General features: G+C 72.1%; 22 protein-coding genes. 7 read left to right on the top strand and 15 right to left on the bottom strand.

From position 1 onward, the window contains the following. Positions 1–71: 71 nt before the first annotated feature. From ACIP67_RS28585 to ACIP67_RS28545, 9 genes are all read right to left on the bottom strand, one after another. Positions 72–665, bottom strand: a complete 594-nt coding sequence (locus ACIP67_RS28585) for a sugar kinase (RefSeq protein ID WP_401695731.1) — start codon at positions 663–665, stop codon at positions 72–74. Further along, positions 662–1,810 (bottom strand): ROK family glucokinase, encoded by a 1,149-nt coding sequence (locus tag ACIP67_RS28580; RefSeq protein WP_401695868.1) that lies wholly within the window; start codon positions 1,808–1,810, stop codon positions 662–664. The genes ACIP67_RS28585 and ACIP67_RS28580 overlap by 4 nt, the downstream gene beginning before the upstream one ends. Positions 1,811–1,910: 100 nt before the next feature. Further along, positions 1,911–2,762: an ATP-binding cassette domain-containing protein gene (locus tag ACIP67_RS28575; RefSeq protein ID WP_401695730.1), complete on the bottom strand. Its 852-nt coding sequence runs from the start codon at positions 2,760–2,762 to the stop codon at positions 1,911–1,913. Beyond that, the gene (locus ACIP67_RS28570; protein WP_401695729.1) at positions 2,759–3,892 is read right to left on the bottom strand and encodes an ABC transporter permease; all 1,134 of its coding nucleotides are present in this window, start codon (positions 3,890–3,892) and stop codon (positions 2,759–2,761) included. Before ACIP67_RS28570 ends, ACIP67_RS28575 begins: the two co-directional genes overlap by 4 nt. Continuing rightward, positions 3,889–4,893 (bottom strand): sugar ABC transporter substrate-binding protein, encoded by a 1,005-nt coding sequence (locus ACIP67_RS28565; protein WP_401695728.1) that lies wholly within the window; start codon positions 4,891–4,893, stop codon positions 3,889–3,891. Before ACIP67_RS28565 ends, ACIP67_RS28570 begins: the two co-directional genes overlap by 4 nt. A gap of 247 nt (positions 4,894–5,140) precedes the next feature. Beyond that, a complete protein-coding gene (locus tag ACIP67_RS28560) occupies positions 5,141–5,878 on the bottom strand; it encodes a GntR family transcriptional regulator (protein WP_401695867.1) in 738 nt (245 codons plus the stop codon). Positions 5,879–6,048: 170 nt separating this feature from the next. Next, positions 6,049–7,233 (bottom strand): cytochrome P450, encoded by a 1,185-nt coding sequence (locus ACIP67_RS28555; RefSeq protein WP_401695727.1) that lies wholly within the window; start codon positions 7,231–7,233, stop codon positions 6,049–6,051. Positions 7,234–7,512: 279 nt separating this feature from the next. Continuing rightward, positions 7,513–8,079 (bottom strand): nitroreductase family protein, encoded by a 567-nt coding sequence (locus ACIP67_RS28550; RefSeq protein ID WP_401695865.1) that lies wholly within the window; start codon positions 8,077–8,079, stop codon positions 7,513–7,515. Positions 8,080–8,092: 13 nt separating this feature from the next. Then, positions 8,093–8,953: a hypothetical protein gene (locus ACIP67_RS28545; protein WP_401695726.1), complete on the bottom strand. Its 861-nt coding sequence runs from the start codon at positions 8,951–8,953 to the stop codon at positions 8,093–8,095. Between the two features lie 405 nt (positions 8,954–9,358). On the opposite strand from ACIP67_RS28545, the gene ACIP67_RS28540 reads away from it, so the two are divergent. Together ACIP67_RS28540 and ACIP67_RS28535 are read left to right on the top strand one after the other, a co-directional pair. Beyond that, positions 9,359–10,102, top strand: coding sequence for a 2OG-Fe dioxygenase family protein (locus ACIP67_RS28540; RefSeq protein WP_401695725.1), 744 nt, complete (start codon positions 9,359–9,361; stop codon positions 10,100–10,102). Positions 10,103–10,136: 34 nt separating this feature from the next. Then, complete coding sequence (locus tag ACIP67_RS28535) at positions 10,137–11,126, top strand: aldo/keto reductase (RefSeq protein WP_401695724.1); 990 nt, start codon at positions 10,137–10,139, stop codon at positions 11,124–11,126. Between the two features lie 183 nt (positions 11,127–11,309). Here ACIP67_RS28535 and ACIP67_RS28530 read toward each other — a convergent pair whose 3' ends face one another. Together ACIP67_RS28530 and ACIP67_RS28525 are read right to left on the bottom strand one after the other, a co-directional pair. Beyond that, entirely contained in the window at positions 11,310–12,224 is a 915-nt protein-coding gene (locus ACIP67_RS28530) for a DMT family transporter (RefSeq protein ID WP_401695722.1), read from the bottom strand. A gap of 87 nt (positions 12,225–12,311) precedes the next feature. Beyond that, on the bottom strand, positions 12,312–13,460 hold the full coding sequence (locus ACIP67_RS28525; protein ID WP_401695721.1) for an NAD(P)/FAD-dependent oxidoreductase: 1,149 nt from the start codon (positions 13,458–13,460) through the stop codon (positions 12,312–12,314). A gap of 397 nt (positions 13,461–13,857) precedes the next feature. Here ACIP67_RS28525 and ACIP67_RS28520 point away from each other — a divergent pair, with 397 nt between their 5' ends. Continuing rightward, positions 13,858–14,967 (top strand): amidinotransferase, encoded by a 1,110-nt coding sequence (locus tag ACIP67_RS28520; RefSeq protein WP_401695720.1) that lies wholly within the window; start codon positions 13,858–13,860, stop codon positions 14,965–14,967. A gap of 117 nt (positions 14,968–15,084) precedes the next feature. Continuing rightward, positions 15,085–16,044, top strand: a complete 960-nt coding sequence (locus ACIP67_RS28515; RefSeq protein WP_401695719.1) for a fatty acid desaturase family protein — start codon at positions 15,085–15,087, stop codon at positions 16,042–16,044. A 49-nt stretch (positions 16,045–16,093) separates the two neighbouring features. Here ACIP67_RS28515 and ACIP67_RS28510 read toward each other — a convergent pair whose 3' ends face one another. The 3 genes from ACIP67_RS28510 to allB form a co-directional block, all read right to left on the bottom strand. After that, on the bottom strand, positions 16,094–17,128 hold the full coding sequence (locus ACIP67_RS28510; RefSeq protein ID WP_401695718.1) for a BTAD domain-containing putative transcriptional regulator: 1,035 nt from the start codon (positions 17,126–17,128) through the stop codon (positions 16,094–16,096). 800 nt (positions 17,129–17,928) lie between these two features. Then, positions 17,929–19,044, bottom strand: coding sequence for an allantoicase (alc, locus tag ACIP67_RS28505; RefSeq protein WP_401695717.1), 1,116 nt, complete (start codon positions 19,042–19,044; stop codon positions 17,929–17,931). 46 nt (positions 19,045–19,090) lie between these two features. Beyond that, positions 19,091–20,428 carry an allantoinase AllB gene (gene allB, locus ACIP67_RS28500; RefSeq protein WP_401695716.1) on the bottom strand — a complete coding sequence of 446 codons (1,338 nt, stop codon included), beginning with the start codon at positions 20,426–20,428 and terminating at the stop codon, positions 19,091–19,093. Positions 20,429–20,710: 282 nt separating this feature from the next. On the opposite strand from allB, the gene ACIP67_RS28495 reads away from it, so the two are divergent. After that, positions 20,711–21,508, top strand: coding sequence for an IclR family transcriptional regulator (locus tag ACIP67_RS28495; RefSeq protein WP_401695715.1), 798 nt, complete (start codon positions 20,711–20,713; stop codon positions 21,506–21,508). Between the two features lie 210 nt (positions 21,509–21,718). Here the strand turns inward: ACIP67_RS28495 and ACIP67_RS28490 are convergent, their stop codons facing one another. After that, a complete protein-coding gene (locus tag ACIP67_RS28490) occupies positions 21,719–22,021 on the bottom strand; it encodes a DUF5955 family protein (protein WP_401695714.1) in 303 nt (100 codons plus the stop codon). Positions 22,022–22,219: 198 nt separating this feature from the next. Here ACIP67_RS28490 and ACIP67_RS28485 point away from each other — a divergent pair, with 198 nt between their 5' ends. Both ACIP67_RS28485 and aceB read left to right on the top strand, forming a co-directional pair. Continuing rightward, the gene (locus ACIP67_RS28485; protein ID WP_401695713.1) at positions 22,220–22,837 is read left to right on the top strand and encodes an NTP transferase domain-containing protein; all 618 of its coding nucleotides are present in this window, start codon (positions 22,220–22,222) and stop codon (positions 22,835–22,837) included. Between the two features lie 266 nt (positions 22,838–23,103). Continuing rightward, positions 23,104–24,729 (top strand): malate synthase A, encoded by a 1,626-nt coding sequence (aceB, locus tag ACIP67_RS28480; protein WP_401695712.1) that lies wholly within the window; start codon positions 23,104–23,106, stop codon positions 24,727–24,729. The last annotated feature ends 3 nt before the right edge of the window (positions 24,730–24,732 follow it).

Raw genomic sequence — 24,732 nt, 5'->3', positions numbered from 1 at the left:
CCGTACGGTCGGGCAGCCGCGCGGCCGGGAACCGCGCGGCTCGGGAACCGCGCGAGCGGGGGACCGCGCGGTCAGGGGACCGTCCGGGAGACGACGTACACCATGGGGTAGAGCGGGTTGGCGGTGTTCACCACCACGTCCAGCGTCGGATCGGGGTCGTCCTGCTCGCGGACGAAGCCGAAGTAGTCGCCGTCGCGGGAGCCGGGTCCGGAGAACCGCCAGCCGGTGACGTCCCGGTCGCGCTCGCCGATGGTGATCTTGTCCTTGCCCAGAGCGGTCCGCGTCAGGCCGAGCTCCGCGAGGAAGGCGTCGAGGCCGGCGTGCGTGGTCTGGAACTGCACGTAGAGACGGCTGGTCCGCCAGTTGTTCGTCTCGTAGTAGGCGACCTTGTTCGCCGGGTGCGGGACCGGCACCTGGTACAGGCGGCGCTGGACCTTCGACGGCCAGCCCTCGGTGAGGCCGGTCGCCGAGTACTTCGCCTCCTTGTCCTTGCCGCTGTCGCGGCTCTGGTTGGCGGAGATCACCAGGTACCCGGCCGGGACACCGATGAGCAGCACGATGATGAGCAGGGTGAGCGCCCGGCGGCGGATCTGGTGCCCCCGGGTCTCGGCGGTGCGCAACTGCTCCTCCGGGGGCGCGGCCTGGTGCGGCAGCGAGGCCGTCATACGGTGTCCCGGGCCCGGCGGGCGGCCTCCGCGAACCGCTCGTACCGCTCGGAGCGCTCCACGCGGCGGCGCTTGGCGCGCCGGAAGCGGCGGGCGACCAGGCGGGCCAGGTCGGCGGCGCCGACCATGCCGGCCTCGGGACCGAGCTGGGCGCGCACGATGCGGGCCTCGGGGCGGTAGCCGCGGCCGGTGAGGTGCCGCTTGAACGCGTCGCGGGCCGGCCCGATCAGCAGGTCGTCGGCGGCCGAGACACCGCCGCCGATGACGAAGCACGACGGGTCGAGGGCGGCGGCCAGGTTGGCGATGCCGACGCCGAGCCACTGGCCGATGTCCTGGAGCAGCTCGATGCACATCGCGTCGCCCTCACGGGCGAGCTCGGTGATCATCGGGCCGCTGATGTCCCCGATCTGTCCCTTGACGTGCTCGATGATCCCGTACGCCACCGGCGAGTCGGCGGCGGCCAGCTCCTTGGCCTCCCTGACCAGGGCGTTGCCGGAGCTGTACTGCTCCCAGCAGCCGCGGTTGCCGCACGGGCAGCGGTGTCCGCCGGGCACGACCTGCATGTGTCCGAACTCGCCGGCGACGCCGTACTTGCCGCGCTTGACCTGGCCGTCCTCGAGGATGGCGCCGCCGATGCCGGTGCCGAGGGTGATCATCACCAGGTGGTCCTCGCCCCGGCCGGCGCCGAAGCGCCACTCCGCCCAGGCGGCGGTGTTGGCGTCGTTGTCGACGAGGACGGGCACGGACAGCCGGGCCGAGATGCGGTCCCTGAGGGGCTCGTTGCGCCAGGACAGGTGGGGGGCGAACAGGACGCGGTTGCGGTCGGCGTCGACCCAGCCGGCCGCGCCGATGCCGACCGCGTGCACGTCGTGCCGGTCGGACAGGTCCAGGACCAGCTCGACGATCGTGTCCTCGACGACCTTGGGGCTCTTGGACTTGTCCGGGGTCTCCGTGCGGACCTTCTCCAGGATGTTGCCGTCGGCGTCGACGACGCCCGCCATCACCTTGGTGCCGCCGATGTCGATGCCGACCGTGGGCACGCGGGGCGCGGTCAGGTGCGAGCGGCGTTCCCGGGTGCCCACGGTGCGGAGCGCCGGCGCGCGGCGGGAGCCGATGGGGGCGGTGAAGTTGCCGTAGGTGCTCATCAAGGCCCGATTCTGCCTCACGCTCCCCCTGGGTGGCGTAACGGGGAGGTGAGGGGGCTCGCGGTCGCGCCCGCCGGCCGTGCCGCCGGGCGCGGCCGGGTCAGGGGCGGCCGGGTGGTTCTCCGGGCTCCTGCGGGGTGCGTTCCGGTTCTGGCTCCTGCGGGGTGCGTTCCAGCTCGTGCCGCAGGTCGTCCAGCTCGTTCCCGCCCGCCATCTGCCGCGTCAGCTCCTCCAGGGTGATCCCGTCGCGGGGGTGGCTGCCCACCATCGTGCCGCGTTTGAGCAGCACGAACCTGTCCCCGACCAGGTAGGCGTGGTGGGGGTTGTGGGTGATGAGGACGACACCCAGACCCCGGTCCCGGGCCGCGGCCACGTACTTCAGGACCACGCCCGACTGCTTGACGCCCAGCGCCGCCGTCGGCTCGTCGAGCACCAGGACCTTCGCACCGAAGTACACCGCCCGTGCGATGGCCACGCACTGGCGTTCGCCGCCCGAGAGGGTGCCGATGGGCTGGTCCACGTCCCGCAGGTCGATGCCCATGCGGGCGAGCTCGGCGCGGGTGGTGCGGCGCATGAGGTCGACGTCCAGGCGCTTGAAGGGGCCCGTGCCCCTGCGGGGCTCGGAGCCGAGGAAGAAGTTGCGCCAGACCGGCATCAGCGGGACGACCGCCAGGTCCTGGTGGACGGTGGCGATGCCGCGGTCCAGGGCCTCGCGCGGGGAGGACAGCGTGGTCTCCTCGCCGTCCAGGCGGAGGACACCGGTGTCGTGCCGGTGCAGTCCGGCGACGATCTTGATCAGGGTCGACTTTCCCGCGCCGTTGTCGCCGAGGACACAGGTGATCTCCCCCGGGCGGACCTCCAGCGAGACGCCTTCGAGGGCACGTACGTTCCCGTAGTGCTTGCCGACGCCGGACAGTTCCACCAGTGCCGCGCGTTCCGTCGTGTCCGTCACTTGGTGGCCTCCGCGCGCTTGCGGACCCAGGCGTTGAGCAGGGTCGCGAGGAGCAGCATCGCTCCGAGGAAGAACTTGAACCAGTCGGGGTTCCACTCGGCGAAGACGATGCCCTTGCTCGTCATGCCGAACAGGAGCGCGCCGACCGCCGAGCCGATCGCGCTGCCGTGTCCGCCGGTGATGAGGCAGCCGCCGATGACGGCCGCGATGATGTAGATCAGCTCGTTGCCGACGCCTTCGCCGGACTGGACGACGTCGTAGCTGAACAGCAGGTGCTGTCCGCAGACCCAGGCGCCGAACGCCACGCCCATGTAGAGGCCGATCCGGGTCCGGTCCACGGGGACGCCGACGGCGCGGGCCGCGTCCTTGTTGCCGCCCACCGCGAAGATCCAGTTGCCGGCGCGGGTGCGCAGCAGGATCCAGGAGGCCACCGCGACCAGGGCGAACCACCACACGATGGTGATCTTGACGTTGACGTCGCCGATCGTCAGGGTCGAGGCGAAGACGTCGTGGGCCGTGGGGAAGCCCTCCATGTCGGCGATGGTCTTCGTCGACACCGTGCCGTCGATCAGCTTGGTGAACCCGAGGTTCATGCCGGTCAGCATCAGGAAGGTGCCCAGGGTCACGATGAAGCTGGGCAGCCGGGTGCGGGTGAGGACGAAGCCGTTGAAGGCGCCGATGGCCAGGGTCGCCAGCAGCGACACCCCGACGCCCACCCAGACGTTCGCCGTCATCTGGTAGCTGAACAGCGACGAGACCAGCGCCGAGGACGTCACCAGGACGCCGGCCGAGAGGTCGAACTCGCCGCCGATCATCAGCAGCGCGACCGGGACCGCCATGATGCCGATCGTGGAGGCCGCGTACAGGACCGTGCCGAGGCTGGCGGCGTGCAGGAAGCTGTCGGCGGCGACGGCGAAGAAGAGGAAGACCGCGAGCGCGCCGACGACCGAGCCCAGCTCCGGGCGGGCGAGCAGCCGGCGCAGCGGAGACCTCTGCAGAATCCTTTCGTCAGAGGGCTTCTCGTCTGCCGGCCTTTCGTCTGCCGGCCTTTCGTCTGCCGGCTTTTCGTCTGCCGGCTTTTCGTCTGCCGGCTTTTCGTCTGCCGGCTTTTCGTCGGTGAGCGCGCTCATCGGGTGCCCCGCTCGGTGTACTCGGCGAGCTCGTCCGCCTGGTCCTTGGTGATGATCTGCGGGCCGGTCAGCACCGGCTGCCCGCCGCCGAGGACGTCGCCGTTGTACCGGTACAGCCACAGCAGGTCGACGGCCTGGTAGCCCTGGAGGTAGGGCTGCTGGTCGACGGCGAAGCCCAGGGTGCCGTCCGTGAGGCCGGCGGCGACCTTGGCGTTGAGGTCGAAGGTGTCGATCTCGGCCTCGCTGCCGGCGGCCTGCCGGGCCTTCGCCGCGGTGTCGGCGTACGGGGCGCCGAGGGTGACGACGGTGTCGATGGCAGGGTCCGCCTGGAGCTTGGCCTCGATCGCGGACTGCACGTCGGGCATGCTGGTGCCGTTGACGTAGAGGTCGGAGAGCGTGCCGGTGAAGGTGGACGCGACGCCGTCGCAGCGCTGCTCGTGACCGACGTTGCCCTGCTCGTGCAGGACGCACAGCGCCTTCTTCTTCCCGCGCCGGTTCAGCTCCTCGCCGACGGCCTCGCCGGCGATCGTCTCGTCCTGGCCGATGTGGGTGAGCGCGCCGAACGCCTCGGACTCGGCCGATCCGGAGTTCACCGTGACCACCGGGATGCCCGCCTTCACGGCCCGGGCCACCGCGGCCTTCAGGGCGTCGGGCTTGGCGAGCGTGACGATGATGCCGTCGACCTTCTTGTCGACCGCCGCGTCGACGAGCTGCGCCTGCTGCTGGGCCTCGTCGTCGTGGGAGTACAGGAAGTTGATGTTGTCCTTGACGGCCGCCTGCTCGGCGCCGCTCTGGACGATGTCCCAGAACGTGTCGCCGTCCCCCGAGTGGGTGATCATCGCGATGGTCCAGCGGGGGGTGTCCACCGCCGCCTTCCCCCCGGCCGCCGCGGCCTTGCGGGCGTCCTCGGCGCGCTTGCCCCCCGTGCTGCTGCACCCCGCGAGGGACACGCAGAGCGCCCCCGCCAATGCGATCCCTGCCCAGGTCCGAAACCGTGCCACGAGGCCGTGCCCTTCTTGCCGTGTTCTGTCGTGTCTGTCGTGCGCATCCGTCCGGTGATCGCTCACCGGACGCAAACGCCCCAGTATCGAACACGGGGACGGTCGCTCCACGGCCGGGGACCGCGACGCGGTCACCTTGTCCGGACAACATGAGGTCGCGCCCGCGGGCCCTTCCGTCCGGACGCGAGGTCTCCTCGCCCGGACCGCCCGGACCGCCCGGACCGCCCGGCCGCCGGGGGCGTCGTCCTCAGGACCGCACGAGCAGCTGGAACTCGAAGGAGTAGCGGGTCGGGCGGTAGATGTGGTCGCCGAACTCGACCGCGCGGCCCGTGTCGTCGAAGGTGGTGCGCTGCATGGTGAGCAGCGGCGCGCCCTGCTCCTCGGCGAGCCGCTCGGCCTCGGCGGCGGTGGCGGCGCGGGCCCCGATGGACTGGCGGGCGCTGTGCAGGGTGATGCCGGCCGCCCGCATCAGCCGGTACAGACCGGTCGCCTCCAACTGCGCGGTGTCCAGGTCGAGCAGACCGGGCGGCAGGTGGTTGCACAGGTACGCCATCGGCTCGCCGTGCGCGAGACGCAGCCGTTCCACGCGCTGCACCTCACCGCCCTCGGCGACCCCGAGGGCGGCCGCGACCTCGGCGGACGCGGGGACGACGGTGTTGACCAGGACCGTGGTCGCGGGGCGCTGCCCGGCCGCCTCCAGGTCGTCGTAGAGGCTGCTGAGCTCCAGCGGGCGCTTGACCTGGCTGTGCACGACCTGGGTGCCGACGCCCCGGCGGCGTACCAGCAGGCCTTTGTCGACGAGGGACTGGATGGCCTGGCGCACGGTCGGGCGGGACAGGCCGAGCCGGGCGGCGAGCTCGATCTCGTTGCCCAGCAGGCTGCCGGGGGTGAGCGATCCCTGCTCGATGGCGGCTTCGAGCTGCTGGGACAGCTGGAAGTACAGCGGCACCGGAGAGCTCCGGTCCACACGGAGGTCGAGCTGCACGGTCGGGTCCACTTCTGATTTCGGCACGGGCCGAGCGTAGCTCTGCGACCGGTTGACGGGAAGTTGTGAAGTTCGGTTGTCCGGACAAACAATCCCGTGCCCGCGGGCGCGGCCACGCTTCCCTACCGGCGCAGGGGCAGGCTCCCCTACCGGCGCAGGGCCATGCTCCCCTACCAGCGCACGGGCAGGCTGCGCAGTCCGCGCATCAGCATGCCCGGGAGCCACTCGCCGGACGGACCGTCCAGGCTGAGGGCGGGGGCCCGCTCCAGCAGCGAAGCCAGGGCGATCCGGGCTTCCAGACGGGCCAGGGGCGCCCCCAGGCAGTAGTGGACGCCGTGGCCGAAGGCCAGGTGGCCGCGCGGGTCGCGGCGGACGTCGTACCGGTCGGGGTCCTCGTAGCGCAGGGCGTCGCGGTCGGCGGAGGCCAGGCCGATCAGCACCGGATCGCCCTTTCCGATCGCCACGCCCGCGATCTCCAGCGGCTCGACGGCGAACCGGTACGTGGCGTTCTCCACCGGCCCCTCCCAGCGCAGCGTCTCCTCCACCACGCCGTCGACGAGCGCCGGGTCGGCGCGCAGGGCCGCGAGCTGGGCGGGGTGGGTGAGCAGGGCGTGGACGGTGTTGGTGATGAGGTTCACCGTGGTCTCGTGGCCGGCGATGAGCAGGAGGAACGCCATGCCGCGCAGTTCCTCGGCGGAGAGCCGGTCGCCGTCCTCGGCGGTGGTGCGGATCAGGTCGCTGAGCAGATCGCCGCCCGGCCCGGCGCACCGCTTGTCCTCGATCAGTTCGGTGAGGTAGCCGCCGAGCCGCGCGAACGCGTCGTAACCGCTGTCCCCGCTGGTGGGGGCGACCACCTCGGTCGACATCTCGCGGAACGCCGCACGGTCGATCTCGGGGACGCCGAGCAGCTCGCAGATGACGGTGATGGGCAGCGGGTAGGCGAAGGACTCCACCAGGTCGGCGCGGCCGCGCGGCAGCATCGCGTCGAGCAGTTCGTCGGTGATCTGCTGCACGCGCGGGCGCAGCCCCTCGACGCGGCGCATGGTGAACGCGCGGGAGACGAGGGAGCGCAGCCGTGTGTGCTGCGGCGGGTCGGTGATCAGCAGGTGCTTGCCGACCAGTTCCTCGTCCATGAGCGTCATGCCGATCCGCTCCCCGTCCTTGACCAGCAGGGGGTCGGCGAGCGCGGCCCGCGCCTCCTCGTACCCGACCACGAGCCAGGTCTCGTAGGTCCTGTCGGATCCGGGCGGGCGCACCCGGTGCACCGGGCCGCGCTCACGCAGCCGCGCGTACACCGCGTGCGGGTCGCGCCGGAACTCCTCGCCGAACGCTTCCAGGTCGATCACATCGGTCATCACGTTCCCCCTGCCGTCACTGCGTCAACGCGCGAGGGTACCGATCAGTGCCCGCCCCCGTGGCCTCGGCGAGAGGCCCCGCGTGTCCTCGGCAAGGAGTCCCCCGTGCGCTCGGTGAAGGGCCCCACGTGCCCGGCGGAAGGCCCTCGTGTGGCCGACCGAAGACCCCCGTGTACCCGGCCCGAAGACCCCCGCCCGGCCAATGGCCCCGTGCGCCCGGCCAAAGGCCCCGTGCGCCCAGCCTAAGACCCCCGTCGTACCCCCGCGCCGATGCCGGCCTCACGCACCGGCCGTGCCCACCGCCCCGACGGGCCGTCCCAGGCGCTGGACCCGGTCGGACACGTCCGGGCAGGACCGGCGTGCGGGCCGCGTCGACGCCTCGGGGGTGCCGATGTCCAGGGCGCCCAGGAACTGTTCACCCGGGCCGAGGCGCAGCAGGTCCCGGGCTTCGGGACCCGCGCACAGCCGCCCGGTGCGCCAGCTGCTGCCGAAGCCCCGCGCGTGGAGCAGCAGCATCAGGCCGTAGGCGACGGAACTCGCCGCGGCCACCTGCTCCCACTCGGGAACGTCCTGGTCGGGTGCGGGAGAGAGGACGAGCACCGCCCTCAACGGCGCGCTCGGGGTGCCGCGGGCGTCCCGGTCCCGTGGGCGGGGCTCCGTTCCGCCGGCCGGACGGGCGGCGAGCGCCTCCACGTCCGTGTCCCGCAGCAGGATCCAGCGCCAGGGGCGCAGTCCGCCGTGGTCGGGGGCGACCGCGGCGCCTCTGAGCAGATAGGCGAACTCCTCGTCCGAGGGGCCGGGCGCGCGCAGCGCGTGGACGCTGCGCCGGGTCAGGATGGCCGTCATCACGTCCACGGCGTCACGTCCACCGGACGAGGTCGGCGCCGATCAGGCCGGTGAAGCAGGTGAGCAGCAGCCGGCCGCGCGGCGCGTCCGGTCCGCCGCCGAGGACGGCGTGCACCAGGTTCCCGTTGATCACGCAGAGGTCCCCGGTCCGCACCGGGACGTCCAGGCTCGGGTGGTCCGCGAGCAGATCCCGGGGATAGGGATAACCGCTGTGCGTGAGGCCGAGCGCGGCACGGGTGGCGTCGTCCGGAGCGACGTTCCACATCCGGAGCTGACCGCCGTCGCCGGGCACGTGGGGATAGACGTTCACGGCCATGACACGGCGGATGCCCTGGACCTCGAACCCGGCCTGGAGCGGGTCGCTCAGCTGCGCGAGGTCCTCGTGCGGCAGCAGGAGGTACTCGCCGGTGTTGTTCCAGCACACCGCCTTCGAGCCGCCGGCGGGCCGGCCGTCGTGGCAGGCGGGACGGGTCCCGGCCACGGCGCCCGCCGCCACGAGCGCGGCGAGGAAGGTCTCGACGGGGTCCTCCGCGTCCCTGTGGAGCGCCCGTACCGCGTCGGCGGTGCGCGCGGCGTCCGACAGGTAGGCGTCGGTGTCCTTGTCGATGTGCGAGGCGCCGACCAGGTACGCCTCCACCCCGTCCGCGCCCTCGCCGTACCGCGGTGTGCGCTGCCCGGACGCCAGGAAGTTGTCGGTGATGGTCGCGCAGTGGCGCGCGGAGACGAACCCCGGCACCCGGTAGGCCGCCAGTCTGCCGTGCAGGACGTCGAGCACCTTGCCGGTGTCGAGCCGACCGGGCGTCTCGCACACCGTGAACCGGTCCGCGGGCAGGGCCTCACCCGTGATCCGCGGAGTGTCCGTTTCGGCGATCAAGGTTCCTCCCTGGGGCCGCGCTGAGTCCGGAACCCTCCGATGATGACCGGCGGTGCCGGTCGGAAGCCGACGTCCGGCTGCCCGCCCACCGGGCCGGACACCGCACGTCGGCGGCACGGGCCCCGGGCGGCGCCGGGGACGGTACGGTCTTTGTACGGAACCCGGCGCGGCCCGCCGGCCCGTCGGCGCGCGGGCCCGTCGGCGCGCGGGCCCGTCGGCGCGCGGGCCGCGCTCTCGCGCCGGGCGCGCACCCCCCGCTCCCCGTAGCGGACCCATTGCCCGTCCGCGGCCACGTCCTCCACCAGCGCGGCCACCGGCACCCGGGTGCCAGTCACGTGCCCGCGCCCCGCCAGCCGGACCCGTCAGCATCGATGCGTCGCCCTTTCCTCGTCCGAAGGGATCGCCATGCCTGGCAACATCGTTCTCGACTCCGGTTCCCGCGACGTGATCCAGACGCTGACCGACGTCGGCGAGCACCTGGTGACCGGAAGCGAACTCTCCGGCGTCCTCGGGGCCGGGCCCGAGGACTGGGCCCGCTTCGCACGGAACTGGGAGGACCTCTGCCTCGACACGTTCATGGCGGACGGCGGCACCTACCGCCACCGCCGCTACGGGCGGTTCGAGCTGAACCCGCACACCGGCGAACTCACCGCGCTGCCCCACGAGCCGTACCGGCAGGAACGGTACTTCAACCGGCTCAACGGCGGTGTCGACCGCGTCTACGAGCCCCTCACGCCGGACTTCGCCGAGGACCCGCTGCTGCACGGCCTGCTGATCTGGCTGGGCCGGGTCTTCACCACGATCGACGACACCCAGCGGTGGCTGATCAAACTGCACCCGGTGCGCATCACCGCCGGCGCGGAGATCGGCAAGCCCGCCCCGGAGGGGCGCCACCGGGACGGCGAGACCTTCGTCGGATCGCTGCTCGTCGACCGGCTCAACATCACCGGCGGGGAGAGCTCGACGTTCGACGAGGCGGGCAAGCGGCTGCGGACCGTCACCCTGTCCGAGCCCGGTGACCTGCTGCTCAACGACGACCAGCGGACCTACCACGCGGTGACCCCGATCGAGGCCGTCGACAAGGAGCGGCCCGCCCACCGCGACGTCCTGGTGCTGAACTACTCCGCGCTCCCCGGCCGACTGGCATGACCCGGCCGGCGACGACCAGGAAAGGGGAGTTCTCATGACCACCCGCCGACTGGGTGACCAGGGCCTGACCGTGTCCGCCATCGGCCTCGGCTGCATGGGCATGTCCCAGGACTACGGCCCCGCCGACGACGACGAGTCCCTCGCCGTCCTGCGGCGCGCCCTGGACCTCGGCGTCACGCTGCTCGACACGTCCATGAGCTACGGCGCCGGTCACAACGAGCGCCTCGTGGGGCGCGCGATCGAGGGCCGGCGCGCCGAGGTGACCGTGGCGACGAAGTTCGGCATCTTCCGGGAGCGGCGCGGTGATCCCGCACGGCTGGCGGCCCGGCCCGAGGACATCCGCCGGTACTGCGAGGCCTCGCTGAGTCGGCTGGGCACCGACTACATCGACCTGTACTACCTGCACCGGGTCGATCCCGAGGTGCCGATCGAGGACAGCGTGGGGGCGATGGCCGAGCTGGTGGCCGAGGGCAAGGTGCGCCACCTCGGACTGTCCGAGACCAGCGGGGAGGAACTGACGCGCGCCGTCGGTGTGCATCCCGTCAGCGCCGTGCAGTACGAATGGTCGCTGTGGTGGCGGGAGATCGAGGACGACGTCGTGCCGCTGGCCCGCAAACTGGGTGTCGGGCTGGTGGCGTTCAGTCCGCTCGGCCGTGGCTTCCTCACCGGGACGCTCGACCTCGACACGCTGACCCAGGACGACGACCGGCTTCCCGACCAGCGTTTCCACGGTGCGCACCTGGCCCGCAACGCCGCACAGGTGGAGCGGCTGAAGGAACTGGCCGAGGCGCGCGGGGTGACGGCGGGGCAGCTCGCGCTCGCCTGGCTGCTCGCGCAGGGGGACGACGTCGTGGCGATCCCCGGCACCCGCAGCGCCCGACGGCTCATGGAGAACGTCGCGGCCGCCGAGTTCACCCTGTCCGAGTCGGACGTCCGGGAGATCGAGTCGGTGATCCCGCGGTCCGCCTGGTCGGGCGACCGGCACTCCTTCGCCGTACCGCGCACCCGGCGCGCGGCCGGGTAGGGACGCGGCGGGGCCACGGCGCGTACGGCGGTGTCCGCCGTACGCGCCGTGGCCCGCGTGCGGTGGGGCGGTCGGAGGCCGGCCGGGGCGCGCGGGGAACGGTTCAGGGCACGCCGGAAACGGTCAGGGCACGCCGGGAACAGCCGCGGCACGCCGGAAACGACAGCGGCACGCCGGGAACGGTCAGGGCACTTGGGAAGGGTGCCGCGGAGCAGGCTCCGAGCGACGGGGCGTCAGCCGCGGGACCAGCCCGAGCACCAGGGAGCAGCTGCCGACGACGACCGCCGTGCCCAGCAGTTGCGGCGCGGACAGCCGTTCGTCCAGAACGGCCGAGCCGACGACCACCGCCACGGCCGTCACCGCGAACTCGACACTGAGCGCCCGGGTGGCACCGACTCCGGCGACGAGCCGGAAGTAGAGCACGTACATCACGCCGCTCATCACGCCACCGAGCAGCAGGAGATACCCGTAGTCGACGAGGCCGGGTGCAGCGGCCACCGGCACCAGGAAGAGCAGCGGCAGGGTCAGCACGCCGCCGAAGAAGAAGGACCCGATGGTCAGTTCCCAGGAACCGACGTCGTGCAGCCGGGCGCGGGCGTAGTTGCTTCCGTAGGCGGCCGAGAGCGCTCCGACGAGTGAGCCGACGCAGCCGAGGCGGAAGGAGTCCGTGACCGGGGCGTCCGGAAAGCCCACCAGCAGGACGATGCCCACGAGGCCGAGCGACAGGCCGACCCAGCCCCGCACCGTCATCCGCTCGAGCCCCCACAGGTGGCCGATGACCATGGAGAACAACGGGATCGTCGCCACGAAGATGGCGGCCATGGCCGAGCCGATGCGGGGGGTGGCGTAGGAGACGCCGATCAGCTGGCCGGCGACGGTCGTCGCGCCGACCACGGCGAACGGCCACCAGCCGGCCGTGAAGTCGAGTCTGCGTCTGCCCGCCAGGGCGATCACGGCCACGACCGCCCCGGCGATGAGGGCCCGGAAGGCGACCGCCCCCACCCAGCCGAAGGTCCGCTCCGCTCGTGCCAGCACCGCGAACGAGACACCCCAGACCACCGCGACGGTCCCGTAGCGAGCCACGTCAGCGCCCCGCATGCGTCTCCCCTCCCTGTACGGCTCGTCGTGCGGACCGGAGGGCACTCCGGTCCGCGATCACCGTATCCCGGCTCAACACCCTTACGCTCACACGTAGTTGGCTTCCACGCGCAGGCGCTCGCCGGTGAACCGTCCCGCGTCCAGGGGGGTGATGTCGACGAAGGGCGGCCGGCCGAGCACGAGGTCGCGGACGATCTCGCCGACCGCGGGGGCCTGGAGGAAGCCGTGTCCCGAGAAGCCGCAGGCGTACAGGAACCTGCCGACGACGTCGGCCTCCCCGATGAGGGCGTTGTGGTCCGGGGTGATCTCGTAGAACCCCGTCCAGCCTCCGACGAGACCGGCGTCGAGAAGCGCGGGCACCCGCCGGGCCATCACCTCGGTCAGCCGCGGCAGCCAGGTCTCGGACGGTTTGGTCCGGAAGCCCGGCGGCTCGTCCGGGTCGGACATGCCGAGCAGCAGTCCGCGGCCCTCGCGCCGGAAGTAGAAGGCCGACGCGAAGTCGATGGTCAACGGCATCCGCAGCTCGGGGACGAACGGCTCGGTGAAGACGATCTGCCGCTGGTAGGGGACCACCGGCAGCCGGGTGCCGACCATGTCTCCGACGGCCGCCGACCAGGCTCCGGCGGCGCACACGACGGTCGAGGTCGCGATCCGGCCCCGGTTCGTCCGGACGGCGCGGATCTCCCCTCCCGACGTCTCCACCCCGAGCACGTCGCAGTGGGACACCAGGCGTGCGCCGTGTCCGCGCGCTCCGGTCGCGTACCCGAGGACCACGGACTCCGGCGAGCAGTGCCCGTCGTCGGGTGAGTGCGCGGCGGCCAGCAGGCCCTCCTCCTCGATCAGCGGGGACAGCTTCCGGGCCTCCGCCGTGTCGATCATCCGGCTGGGCACGCCCAGCGAGTTCTGGAGGGCGACGCCCGCCTCGAACGACGCGACGTCCTCGGGGCGCGACAGCAGGAACAGGTAGCCCGAGGACCGCAGGTCGATCTCCTGGCCGGGGCGGGAGCCGAAGGCACGGTAGGCCTCCAGGCTCCGGGCGCCGAGCTGGATGTTCAGCGCGTCGGAGAACTGCGCGCGCACCCCGCCCGCCGCCTTGGAGGTGGATCCGGAGCCGAGTTCGGCGCGTTCGAGGAGCACGACGTCCCGGACGCCGGCTTCGGCCAGGTGGAAGGCGATGCTCGTGCCGATCACGCCGCCTCCGACGATCACGACGTCCGCAGACGCTGGAAGTGTCACCGTGTGCTCTCCCTCGCTGTTGCCCTGCGCCCGGCGCCCGGGGGTGACTTCCGATGATGGACGTCCGGCCTGACACGTCGTGGTCGGCCGCGTCACCCGCCGCCCCGGCGAAGGGGCTGGACAGCCTCCCGTCCACGGTTCGCCTGTGGGCCGGGTACGGGAAGCGGCCCACACGTGCGGCGGGGGCGCGAGATGCCCCGTCACGGGAACCGGCCCTGCGGCCCAACGCCCGTGGCAATCCCGTCGAGGGCCCGGTGCACACGGTCTGATCTGGGGTGTCGCTCCGCTGCCGCGCGCCGGTGAGTGCCATCACGGTGACGCGTGCCCTCGCCACGATGGATCCATGGCGGGCGCCGGTCCCGCCGACGGCCTCCCCGACGAAGTCTGGAGAAGACCCATGACCGTTGTGCAGACGAGCGAGCCGGCCCCCGACCGGAGCGAGGCACCGGCCGGACCGGTGTGCTCCTACACCGAGTGGGACCCGCTGGAAGAGGTCGTCGTCGGGATCGTCGACGGAGCCAGCTTCCCCTCCTGGCACCTGGCGCTGCCCCCGGTGCTGCCCGAGCACCAGGTCGAGACGTTCCGCACGCAGGCGGGCAGGCCGTTCCCGGCCGAGCGGATCGACGCGGCCCGGCGCGAACTGGAGGAGTTCGTCCACATCCTGGAGGCCGAAGGGGTGCGGGTACGGCGTCCGGAACCGATTCCGCAGCGCACCACCTACAGCACGCTCGACTGGAGCAGCAGCGGCATGTACGCGGCCATGCCGCGCGACACGCTGCTGGTGATCGGCGAGGACATCATCGAGTGCCCGATGGCCTGGCGGTCGCGCTACTACGAGGCACTCGCCTACCGTCCGCTGCTCAAGGAGTACTTCCACGGCGGCGCGCGGTGGAGCGCCGGTCCCAAGCCCGAGCTCACCGACGCACAGTTCGACCAGGACTGGTCCGACGGGCACACGGACGGTTCCGCGCACCTCGTGGTGACCGAGTTCGAGCCGACGTTCGACGCCGCCGACTTCATCCGCTGCGGGCGGGACATCATCGCCCAGATGAGCAACGTGACCAACGCGTTCGGCATCGAATGGCTGCGCCGGCACCTCGGTGACGACTACCGCATCCACGTGCTCGAGTTCGAGGACTCCCACCCGATGCACATCGACGCCACGCTGATGCCGCTCGCCCCGGGCAAGCTGCTGGTCAACCCCGAGCGCGTGCCGAAGGTTCCGGACCTGTTCAAGGGCTGGGACGTGCTCGAAGCGCCGGCCCCGGTCATTCCCGACGCGCACCCGCTGTACATGACCAGCAAGTGGATCAACATGAACCTGCTGATGCTGGACGAGACCCGAGTGGTCGTGGAGCGCCAGGACGAGCCCATGATCAACGCTCTCGAGAAGTTCGGGCTCACGCCCATTCCGTGCGACTTCCGCAACTTCAACAGCTTCGGCGGCTCGTTCCACTGCGCCACCCTCGACGTCCGCCGCCGAGGTGTCCTCCGCTCCTACCTCTGACCGCGCCCGTCGCCCGTGGACGGCTCCGCCGAAGACGGAGAAGACGAAGAGGACCGAGAAGGCGAAGAAGACGAAGAAGACCGGGAAGACCGGGAAGACCGAGGAGGACAGCGGAGAATGTCCCTGTGGAAGCACAGCCCGAAGGACGCCGTGCTGTTCGGGTTCAGCGTCGTGCAACTGACCGTGATGATCCTGTTCGCCGCCCGGTGGTCCGGCTTCTCCGTCGCGGGCTGGGCCGGCCAGGTGGCCCTGGTGACCGCGATGACCGCCTACAACATCATCGTGGTGTCCCATCTGTTCACCCATGTGCCGTGGTTCACCTCGGCCCGGCTCAACGCCGTCGCGTCGGTCGTCAACTCGGCCTGCATCGGGCAGTCGGCGCAGGGCTACGAGCTGAGCCATGTGCGCAACCACCACCGGTTCAACAACGATCCCGTCGGGCCGGACGGCACGACCCGGGACACCACCTCGACCTACCGCGACGGACAGGACGGTGACCACGCGCCGCTGCTGCCGTACATCTTCAAGGGGGCCTGGGACACCTTGCTGGACCGCGGCGGGGAGCTGCTCGCCGTGACCCGGCTGTGGCGCGTCAGCGCGGCCGAGCGCAGGCTGCTGGACCTCGCGGCCCGCAGGGAGCCGCGGCGCACGGTGGAACTGCGCCAGGTGCAGGCCGACCGCGCGGCGCACTGCCTGACCCTGGCCGGGTGCGCGGTGCTGTCGTGGCAGTGGACGGTGTTCTGCTACCTCCCGGCGTTCTTCGCGGCGCTCGTCCTGGTCAACGTGCAGAACTACTACCGGCATTACGGCGCCGACCCGAGCCGTCGCACGGCGGACGCGGTGAGCCACTACGGCCGCCTGTACAACCTGCTCACCTTCAACGACGGCTACCACCAGGAGCACCACCTCAGCCCCGCCACCCACTGGTCGCAGCTGCCCGCCGTGTACGAGCGGAGGCTGGCGGCGGCCGACACGGGGCCGCGGATCATCAGCCCCGTACCGGCGATGCTCGGCTTCCTGGACCGGAGCAGGCCGTTGCTGCACCGGATCCCGGACGAGGACGCCCGGCGCCCCTGATCCGCGGCACCGGGCCGGCGGCCTGCCCCCCGGCGGGGGCAGGCCGGCGTCATCGCCGTGGGGCGACCGGGTGCGGCGGCTCCCACGAGAAGGCGCCGCGGAGGAGTCCCTGGTGGGTGAGCTTCAGCTCGGCACCGGGGTCGACGCCCAGTTCGTCGGCCAGACGGCGGCGCAGCCGCTCGAACAGTTCCAGCGCGACCGCGCGCTGCCCCGAGCCCGCCAGTGCCGTCATGAGCCGGGCGTGCGCTGACTCGTGTAAGGGATTGGCCTCCACGAACCGGTACAACGGTGTGAGGAGTTGTTCGTAGTGGCCGCCCCGGGCCGCGACGTCGGCGTACTCCATCAGGACCCTCTCCAGCTGCCGCACCAGCGCCACCCGCGCGGCGTGCAGATGCAGCCCCGGAAGGTCGGCCAGCGGTTCCCCCCGCCACAGGCCCAGCGCCTGCTGGTAGAAGCCCATCGCCGACTCGGGCCTCCCCGCGGCGCACTCACGGCGGGCGCACTCCACCAGCCTGCCGAAGGCGAGGACGTCGTGTTGGTCGTCGTTGACGCGCAGCTCGTACCCGCCGCCCGTGGCGATCAGAACGCTCGGTCCCGTGCGTTTCGGCTGGATCCGCTGGCGCAGCCGGGACACCTGGGTGCGGACCAGTTCGACGATGGTGGGCGGGGGCTGGGCACCCCACATCGCGTCGACCAGGGCGTCGCCGCCCACCGGCGCTCCCGGGGACAGGGCGAGCAGTCCGAGCAGGGTGCGCTGCCGCTCCGAGCGCAGTTCCACCGCGACACCGTCGACCAGCACCGACAGCGGGCCGAGGATCCGTAATCGCAGGTCGTGGGAGAGCAGCGGCCCCTGCCGTCCGACACGGAGCAGCTCCTGGCCCTCCACGGGCGACAGGTCCAGCGCGCCCACGAGCCGGCGCAGGGTGCCACCCCGGGGGCGGACGACCCGCTGCTGCTCTATGTCCCGCAGCCCGCCGAGGCTGATGCTCGCCCGCGCTGCCAGTTCGTCCTGCGTCAGGCCGGCTCGCTGCCGGAACTCCTGTACCAGATAGGCCAGTTCTCGAGGGGGGAGGTGACTGTTCATTGAGCCTCCGGGACACACAGTGAGTGATCACCATTGAGGAAGGATCGGTCGCCCGGTACGACAGGGCCGGCGCATCGGCAGACGTGGTCGCCTTCGGCATGCCGGTCGACGGACGGCGCCTCGGAACAGGGCAGAGGACGTGCGCCCGCCGTGTGCGGTGGTCCTGGTGCTCGCACGCGCCTCGTCGCAGCAGCGAATCAGCGTGCGGCTGTTTCGCATTCGGATCCGGATGTACCGGCTCTCCCCGAAAATCTCCGCGCCAATCAGGTACTCACTGGAAAAGCACAGGAAACACCTTTGGCCGCGGCCGGACACACGGGGACGAACAGAGTAGGGATATCGACCTTGACCTGCACCGCGCCGCTCTGACGCGCGTCGGAATCGACACCGATTCACTCATCGCGTCGAGAAAGGGCGACGAGGTGGCCAGCGAAGCTTCATCAAGCCACTCCGTTCGACAGAGATTTCCTGGGATCGCCCGTCCCAGACCAATCCGCAAACAGAACGGTAGTTAACAGTAATCATCGCCGCAACAGACGGTCTCACCTCCTGAGACACATAACCGATCAGTTCCTTATGTCCCCCTCGCGCAGATTTATCGACATGATCTCCATGTTCATGCGAGGCGCGACAATTACCGAGGGCTCGGACGGGGTCCGCTGTCATCAGCGTGGACCCCGCCCGAGCCCGCATCCCGGCGCCCGGCGCCTCGGCCGACCGTCGTACGGCGCCTCGGCCGACCGCCTTACGGTGCCTCAGCCGACCGTCTTCTGGAGCCGGCCGACCGCCTTACGGTGTCGTCAGCCGCCCAGCTCCCGGTGGCGCGCCGCGAGACCGGCCGCTCCCGCCTCCGTGAGCGTGCCGAACAGCCGCAGCCGGGAGATGCCGCCGTCGGGGAAGATGTCCACGCGCGCGTGCGTGCCCACGGCCGGGGCCGGCAGGACGAAGCGGTGGTCGGTGTCCGGCTGGAGGCGGGTGCGCGGCAGGATCTCCCGCCAGGCGCCGTCGTCGCCGTCCCGCACCGACACCGACGCCCAGCCCGCGCTGTTGCCCTTCAGGTACGCCGTGTCGATCTCCACGGCGCGGATCCGGGCCTGCGCGGCCAGGCGGTAGCGGATCCAGTCGTGGCCCCGGTCGCGGCGGCGGCGCGTCTCCCAGCCGTCGTCCATCTTGCGGGAGCGTCCGGGCTGGATGGTGTGGGTGGCCGGCGAGTAGAAGAGGTCGGAGGCGTCCTCGACCCGGCCGCCGTTCTCCAGGGCGACGACGTCGAAGGTGCCGAGGGCCGCGAGCCAGGCGGGATCGGGCGCGACCTCGCCGTGCACGCGCAGGCGGGCGATGCCGCCGTCGGGGTGCTGTCTGACGCGCAGGTGGGTGAAGCGCTGCTCCACCGCCACCGGGAAGCCGTTGGCCGCGTGGCCGCCGACCGGGGTGCGGGGGACGAGCGTCGTCCACTTCACGTCGTCGCCCAGCAGTTCCTCCGGGGCGGGGGAGCCGGCGACCGAGGTGCCCTCGACGGACACCGCCTGCGGGTAGTTGCCGCGGAAGTGGGCCGTGTCGACGACGATGCCCCGGATCACCCCGGGCGCGCCGAGGCGGACCAGCGCCCAGTCGTGGTCGTCGGCGGTGGGCCAGGGGTGGTCGGCGGACACCCCGCGGCGGCGGCGCGTCTCCCAGCCGTCCATGATCTTGCCTTTGTGCCCGAAGTGCTCGGGGTCGAACTCCGCGCGCCCGGGTACCAGGAGGTTCTCCCGCTGGGCGAAGAACTCGTCGTTGGCGGCGATCACCGAGCCGCCGAGCCGCCGGTCGGCGAGGTCGGCGTGGTGGGTGAAAGGGAAGTCGGCGGTGCGGTAGTCCGCGTACGGGTCGCCGCCGCCGTAGGGGTTCGCGTCGCCGGTGAAGCTGGGTGTCGCCGTCACGGGATGTGCCTTTCGGAGTCGGCCGCCGCGGGGTGCGGGGCGGTGGTCAGTGGTCGCGGGTGAGCAGTCGTCCCCGGGGCGCGGTGAACTCGCCGTCGGCGACGACGCGTTCGCCGCGCAGCCAGGTGGACTTCACGACGCCGTACAGGGTCCGGCCGGCGTACGCGGTGACGCGGTTGCGGTGCTGTAGGGCCGCCGGGTCGACGGTGAACGTCTCGTCGGGGGCGAGGACCGCGAAGTCGGCGTCGCGGCCGGCCTCGATCGCGCCCTTGCGGCCGAGGCCCACGAGGGCGGCCGTGCGGGTGGACATCCACCGGACGACGTCCTCCAGGCCGTGGCCGCGCCGGCGGGCCTCGGTCCAGACGGCCGGCAGGCTGAGCTGGAGGCCGGAGATGCCGCCCCAGGCCGTGGCGAAGTCGTCCGTCTTGAGGTCGGCGGTCGACGGGGAGTGGTCGGTGACCACGCAGTCGACGGTGCCGTCCGCCAGCGCCTGCCAGAGCAGGTCCTGGTTGGCGGCCTCACGGATGGGCGGGCAGCACTTGAACTCGCTGGCGCCGTCGGGGACTTCCTCGGCGGTGAGGGTGAGGTAGTGCGGGCAGGTCTCGACCGTGATGCGGACGCCGTCCTGCTTGGCCCGCGCGATGAGCGGCAGTGCGTCGCTCGACGACAGGTGCAGGACGTGCACGCGCGCGTGGAGGCGTTTCGCCTGGTCGATGAGGTGCGCGACGGCGGTGTCCTCGGCGTCGCGGGGGCGGCTGGCGAGGAAGTCGGCGTACCGGGGTCCGGGCCGCTGGGGGGCCGCGTCGAGGTGGTGGGGGTCCTCGGCGTGCACGATCAGCAGGCCGCCGAAGCCGGCGATCTCGGCGAGGGACCGGGCCAGCCCGTCCTGGTCCAGGTGCGGGAACTCGTCCACGCCCGACGGCGACAGGAAGGCCTTGAAGCCGAAGACGCCGGCGTCGTGCAGCGGGCGGAGGTCCTCGACGTTGTCGGGCAGGGCGCCGCCCCAGAAGCCGACGTCGATGTGCGCCTTGTCGGCGGCCACCCGCCGCTTGGTGTGCAGGTGGCCGACGGTGGTGGTCGGCGGGAGGGAGTTGAGCGGCATGTCCACGAGCGTGGTGATGCCGCCGGCCGCCGCCGCGCGGGTGGCGGTCCAGAACCCCTCCCACTCGGTGCGGCCGGGGTCGTTGACGTGGACGTGGGTGTCGACCAGGCCGGGCAGCAGGACGTCGTCGCCGAGGTCCTCCAGCCGGGCGCCCGACGGCACCTCGGCGTCGTACGGCAGGACGGCCGTGATGGTGCCGGCGAGGACCGCGACCGAGGCGGCGCGCGTCCCTTCCTCAGTGATGACGCGCGTCGAGCGCAGCACCAGTTCAGCGTCGGACACCCGGACCCCTCTCTGCCGCCGTTCTGCTTCCGCAAGCGGGAGTAACTCCCGCGTGACTTCCGCGTAACGGAATTCAACGTTCTGTTGAAGGAGTCTTCACTCCCGGTCGCGCCGCCGTCAAGAGTGCGCCCCCTTGCGGCACCTCGCGCGCCACCGGTCTGGACGATTCCATAAAGCGAAATTATGATTCCGACAGGCAGAACGTAGTGCCGTACCAGCGGGGAGTCGACCGACCGCCGGGTAGGCTTCAGCTCTTCCCGCCAGTTTCGAAAGGAACGCGCCGTGCCGACGTCCAGCGCCAGCACCACCGACTCCGCCAGGTCCGCCGGCGGAGGGGTCCAGTCCCTAGAGCGCGCCTTCGACCTGCTCGAGCGGATGGCGGACGCGGGCGGCGAGGTGGGGCTGAGCGAGCTGTCCGCGAGCAGCGGACTGCCCCTGCCCACCATCCACCGGCTGATGCGCACCCTGGTGGCCTGCGGATACGTCCGTCAGCAGGCCAACCGCCGGTACGCGCTGGGCCCCCGTCTGATCCGCCTCGGCGAGTCCGCCTCCCGCCTGCTGGGCACCTGGGCCCGCCCCTACCTGGCCCGTCTGGTCGAGGTGACCGGCGAGACGGCGAACATGGCGCTGCTGGACGGCGACGAGATCGTGTACGTGGCGCAGGTGCCGTCCAAGCACTCGATGCGGATGTTCACGGAGGTCGGCCGCCGGGTCCTGCCGCACTCCACGGGCGTCGGCAAGGCCCTGCTCTCCGGCTTCCCGGACGACGAGGTGCGCGCCCTGCTGCACCGCACCGGCATGCCTGCCGCGACCGAGAAGACCATCACCACCGCGGACGGCTTCCTGGCCGCCCTCCGGGACGTGCGCGCCCAGGGCTACGCGGTCGACGACAACGAACAGGAGATCGGCGTCCGCTGTCTCGCGGTCCCGGTCCCCGACTCCCCCACCGCGGCGGCCATCTCCATCTCCGGCCCGGCCGGCCGCGTCACCGAGGCCGCCACGGAGACGATCGTGCCGGTCCTCCAGCAGGTGGCGGTGGAACTGTCGGAGGCCCTGACGAGCTCCGGCCCGGCCGCCTAGCCGTCACCCGGCCGGGACACCGGCCCCCCGCCCGAGCCTGGGCACCGGCCCGTCCGAGCCGGGACACCAGCCCCCGCCCGAGCCGGGACACCACCCCGTCCGCCCCCTGGGGCTTCGGCCCCCGCCCGAGCCGGGACACCGGCCCGTCCGAGCCCGGGGCTTCACCCCCTCCCCAGCCGGGGCGTCGGCACCCGTCCGAGCCGCGCCGCCTCACCCCCGCGGTGACCGCCCGAACAGCTCCACGGCGTCGCGCACGTCCGACAGGCCGCGCGACAGCGCGCTCACCGACCCGATCGCGCCCGCGATCAACAGCAGGGAGCGGCGCAGCCGGAGAATCTCCGGGGTTCCGTGGGCCGCCATCGCAGCGAGGGCGGCCAGCTCGTCCTCGGCGACGCCCCGGTCCGGGAACTCGGCCGGGAGCGCGGCGAGTCCGCGGCGCAGCCGGGACACCGCGGTCCGCAGTTCCGCCACCCTCGGATCCTCGTCGCTGCCGGTCACTGCCCTCTGCCCCATGCTCCGCAACACAGCTCTCCCCCCTGGCACACCCTCGTGCACAAGCGCTCGTGTCCCCGCCCCGCCCGCGGGCACCGGTCGGCCACCGCGGGACGCGCGGGTCAGTAAACGCCACCGCCGCGCGGCGCGCCACCGCGCGGACCGAAATTCAGCCCTGGGAGACCGCGTGGCCGTCGCCGCGTCAGGTATGCAGAACGTATGACGCACACGGAGGACGAGGTCGCCGGGCTGCTCCTCGCGGCGGGCGGCGGGCGCCGGCTCGGCGGGCGCCCCAAGGCATTGTTGACGCACCGGGGGCGGCCCCTCGTGGAGCACGCGGTGGAGGTGCTGCGCACGGCCGGCTGCGCACGCGTCCACGTGGTCCTGGGGGCCGCCGCCGACACCGTACGGGAGCGGGCGCGGCTGGACGGATGCGTGCTGGTGGACGGATGCGTGCTGGTGGACAATCCGCGGTGGGAGCTGGGCATGGGGTCATCGCTGCGGGCCGGGCTCGGTTCGCTGGCCGGGACGGGGGCACGGGCCGCGCTGGTCTCGCTGGTCGACCAGCCGGGCATCGGGGCGGAGGCGGTGGCCCGGGTGCTCGCCGCGTACGAGGACGAGTCGTCGCTGGTGGCGGCGGCCTACGGCGGGGTGCGCGGGCATCCCGTCCTGTTCGGCGCCGCGCACTGGGCGGGCATCGCGTCGAGTGCGACCGGCGACCGGGGGGCACGCGCCTATCTGAAGGCGCACGACGACTCGGTTCGGCTGGCCGAGTGCGGGGACGTGGCGAGCCCCTATGACATCGACACCCCCGAGGACCTGGCGCACCTGGAGTGAAGGGGGTGGCACGCTGCGCCGCCCTGCCTCGCCCCGGAGAATCTCGACATCAACAAACCATTGAACTTCCACAATGAGGAAACTAGTATCCACTGACCAGAAGCACTCGCCGGCACCCGGCAGCGCTCGGCGGTTCCCGGCGGCCCTCGACGACCTCCGGCGGCTCCTGACCGCGCGCGACGGCTCCGCGCCGCCCACGGGTGCCCTCCGCCCCACCCGGGTCTCCTGGCACCCGGTGCCCCGCTCGCTGAAGGAAGTGACAGCTCATGTCCGCACCAGCGCCGTCCCCGCTGGCCATCGTCGACGCCGAGCCCCTGCCCCGGCAGGAGGAGGTCCTCACCGACGCGGCCCTCGCCTTCGTGGCCGAGCTGCACCGCCGGTTCACACCGCGCCGTGACGAACTCCTCGCCCGCCGTGCGGAGCGCCGCGCCGAGATCGCCCGCACCTCCGCCCTCGACTTCCTCCCGGAGACCGCCGCCGTCCGCGCGGACGACTCCTGGAAGGTGGCCCCCTCCCCCGCGGCCCTCGACGACCGCCGGGTCGAGATCACCGGGCCCACCGACCGCAAGATGACCATCAACGCCCTGAACTCCGGCGCCCGGATCTGGCTCGCGGACTTCGAGGACGCCTCCGCCCCGACCTGGGAGAACGTCGTCCTGGGCCAGCTCAACCTGAGCGACGCGTACACCCGGAACATCGACTTCACGGACCCGGCCTCGGGGAAGTCGTACGCCCTGCGTCCGGACGAGGAGCTGGCGACCGTCGTCATGCGTCCGCGCGGCTGGCACCTGGACGAGCGGCACCTGGCCGACACCGACGGCACCCGGGTCCCCGGCGCCCTCGTCGACTTCGGCCTCTACTTCTTCCACAACGCCCGGCGCCTGCTCGACCTCGGCAAGGGGCCCTATTTCTACCTCCCGAAGACCGAGTCGCACCTGGAGGCCCGCCTCTGGAACGACGTCTTCGTCTTCGCCCAGGAGTACGTCGGCATCCCCCACGGCACCGTCCGCGCGACCGTCCTGATCGAGACGATCACGGCCGCGTACGAGATGGAGGAGATCCTCTACGAACTCCGCGACCACGCCTCCGGGCTGAACGCCGGCCGCTGGGACTACCTGTTCTCCATCGTGAAGAACTTCCGTGACGGCGGCGCCCGGTTCGTGCTGCCCGACCGCAACGCGGTCACGATGACCGCCCCGTTCATGCGGGCGTACACCGAACTCCTCGTCCGCACCTGCCACAAGCGCGGCGCGCACGCCATCGGCGGCATGGCGGCCTTCATCCCCTCCCGCCGCGACCCGGAGGTCAACAAGGTGGCCTTCGAGAAGGTCCGCGCCGACAAGGACCGCGAGGCGAACGACGGCTTCGACGGCTCCTGGGTCGCCCACCCCGACCTCGTCCCGATCGCCATGGAGTCCTTCGACAAGGTCCTCGGCGACCGGCCGAACCAGAAGGACCGGCTGCGCGAGGACGTCGAGGTCGCGGCGGCTGACCTGATCGCGATCGACTCGCTGGACGCGAGGCCGACGTACGCCGGCCTCGTCAACGCCGTGCAGGTCGGCATCCGGTACATCGAGGCGTGGCTGCGCGGCCTCGGCGCGGTCGCCATCTTCAACCTCATGGAGGACGCGGCCACCGCCGAGATCTCCCGCTCGCAGATCTGGCAGTGGATCAACGCGGGCGTCGAGTTCGAGAACGGCGAGAAGGCCACGCCGGAACTGGCGCGCACGGTCGCCGCCGAGGAACTGCGGGGCATCCGCGCCGAGCTCGGCGAGGAGGCGTTCGCCGCCGGCCACTGGCAGCAGGCCCACGACCTGCTGCTCGAGGTCGCGCTCGACGAGGACTACGCCGACTTCCTCACGCTGCCGGCGTACGAGCAGCTCAAGGGCTGAACC

This window comes from Streptomyces sp. NPDC088812 (genome assembly GCF_044750285.1).
Lineage (GTDB): Bacteria > Actinomycetota > Actinomycetes > Streptomycetales > Streptomycetaceae > Streptomyces.
Note: the sequence above shows the minus strand (reverse complement) of the source record. Positions and strands in the feature narration are given on the sequence as shown.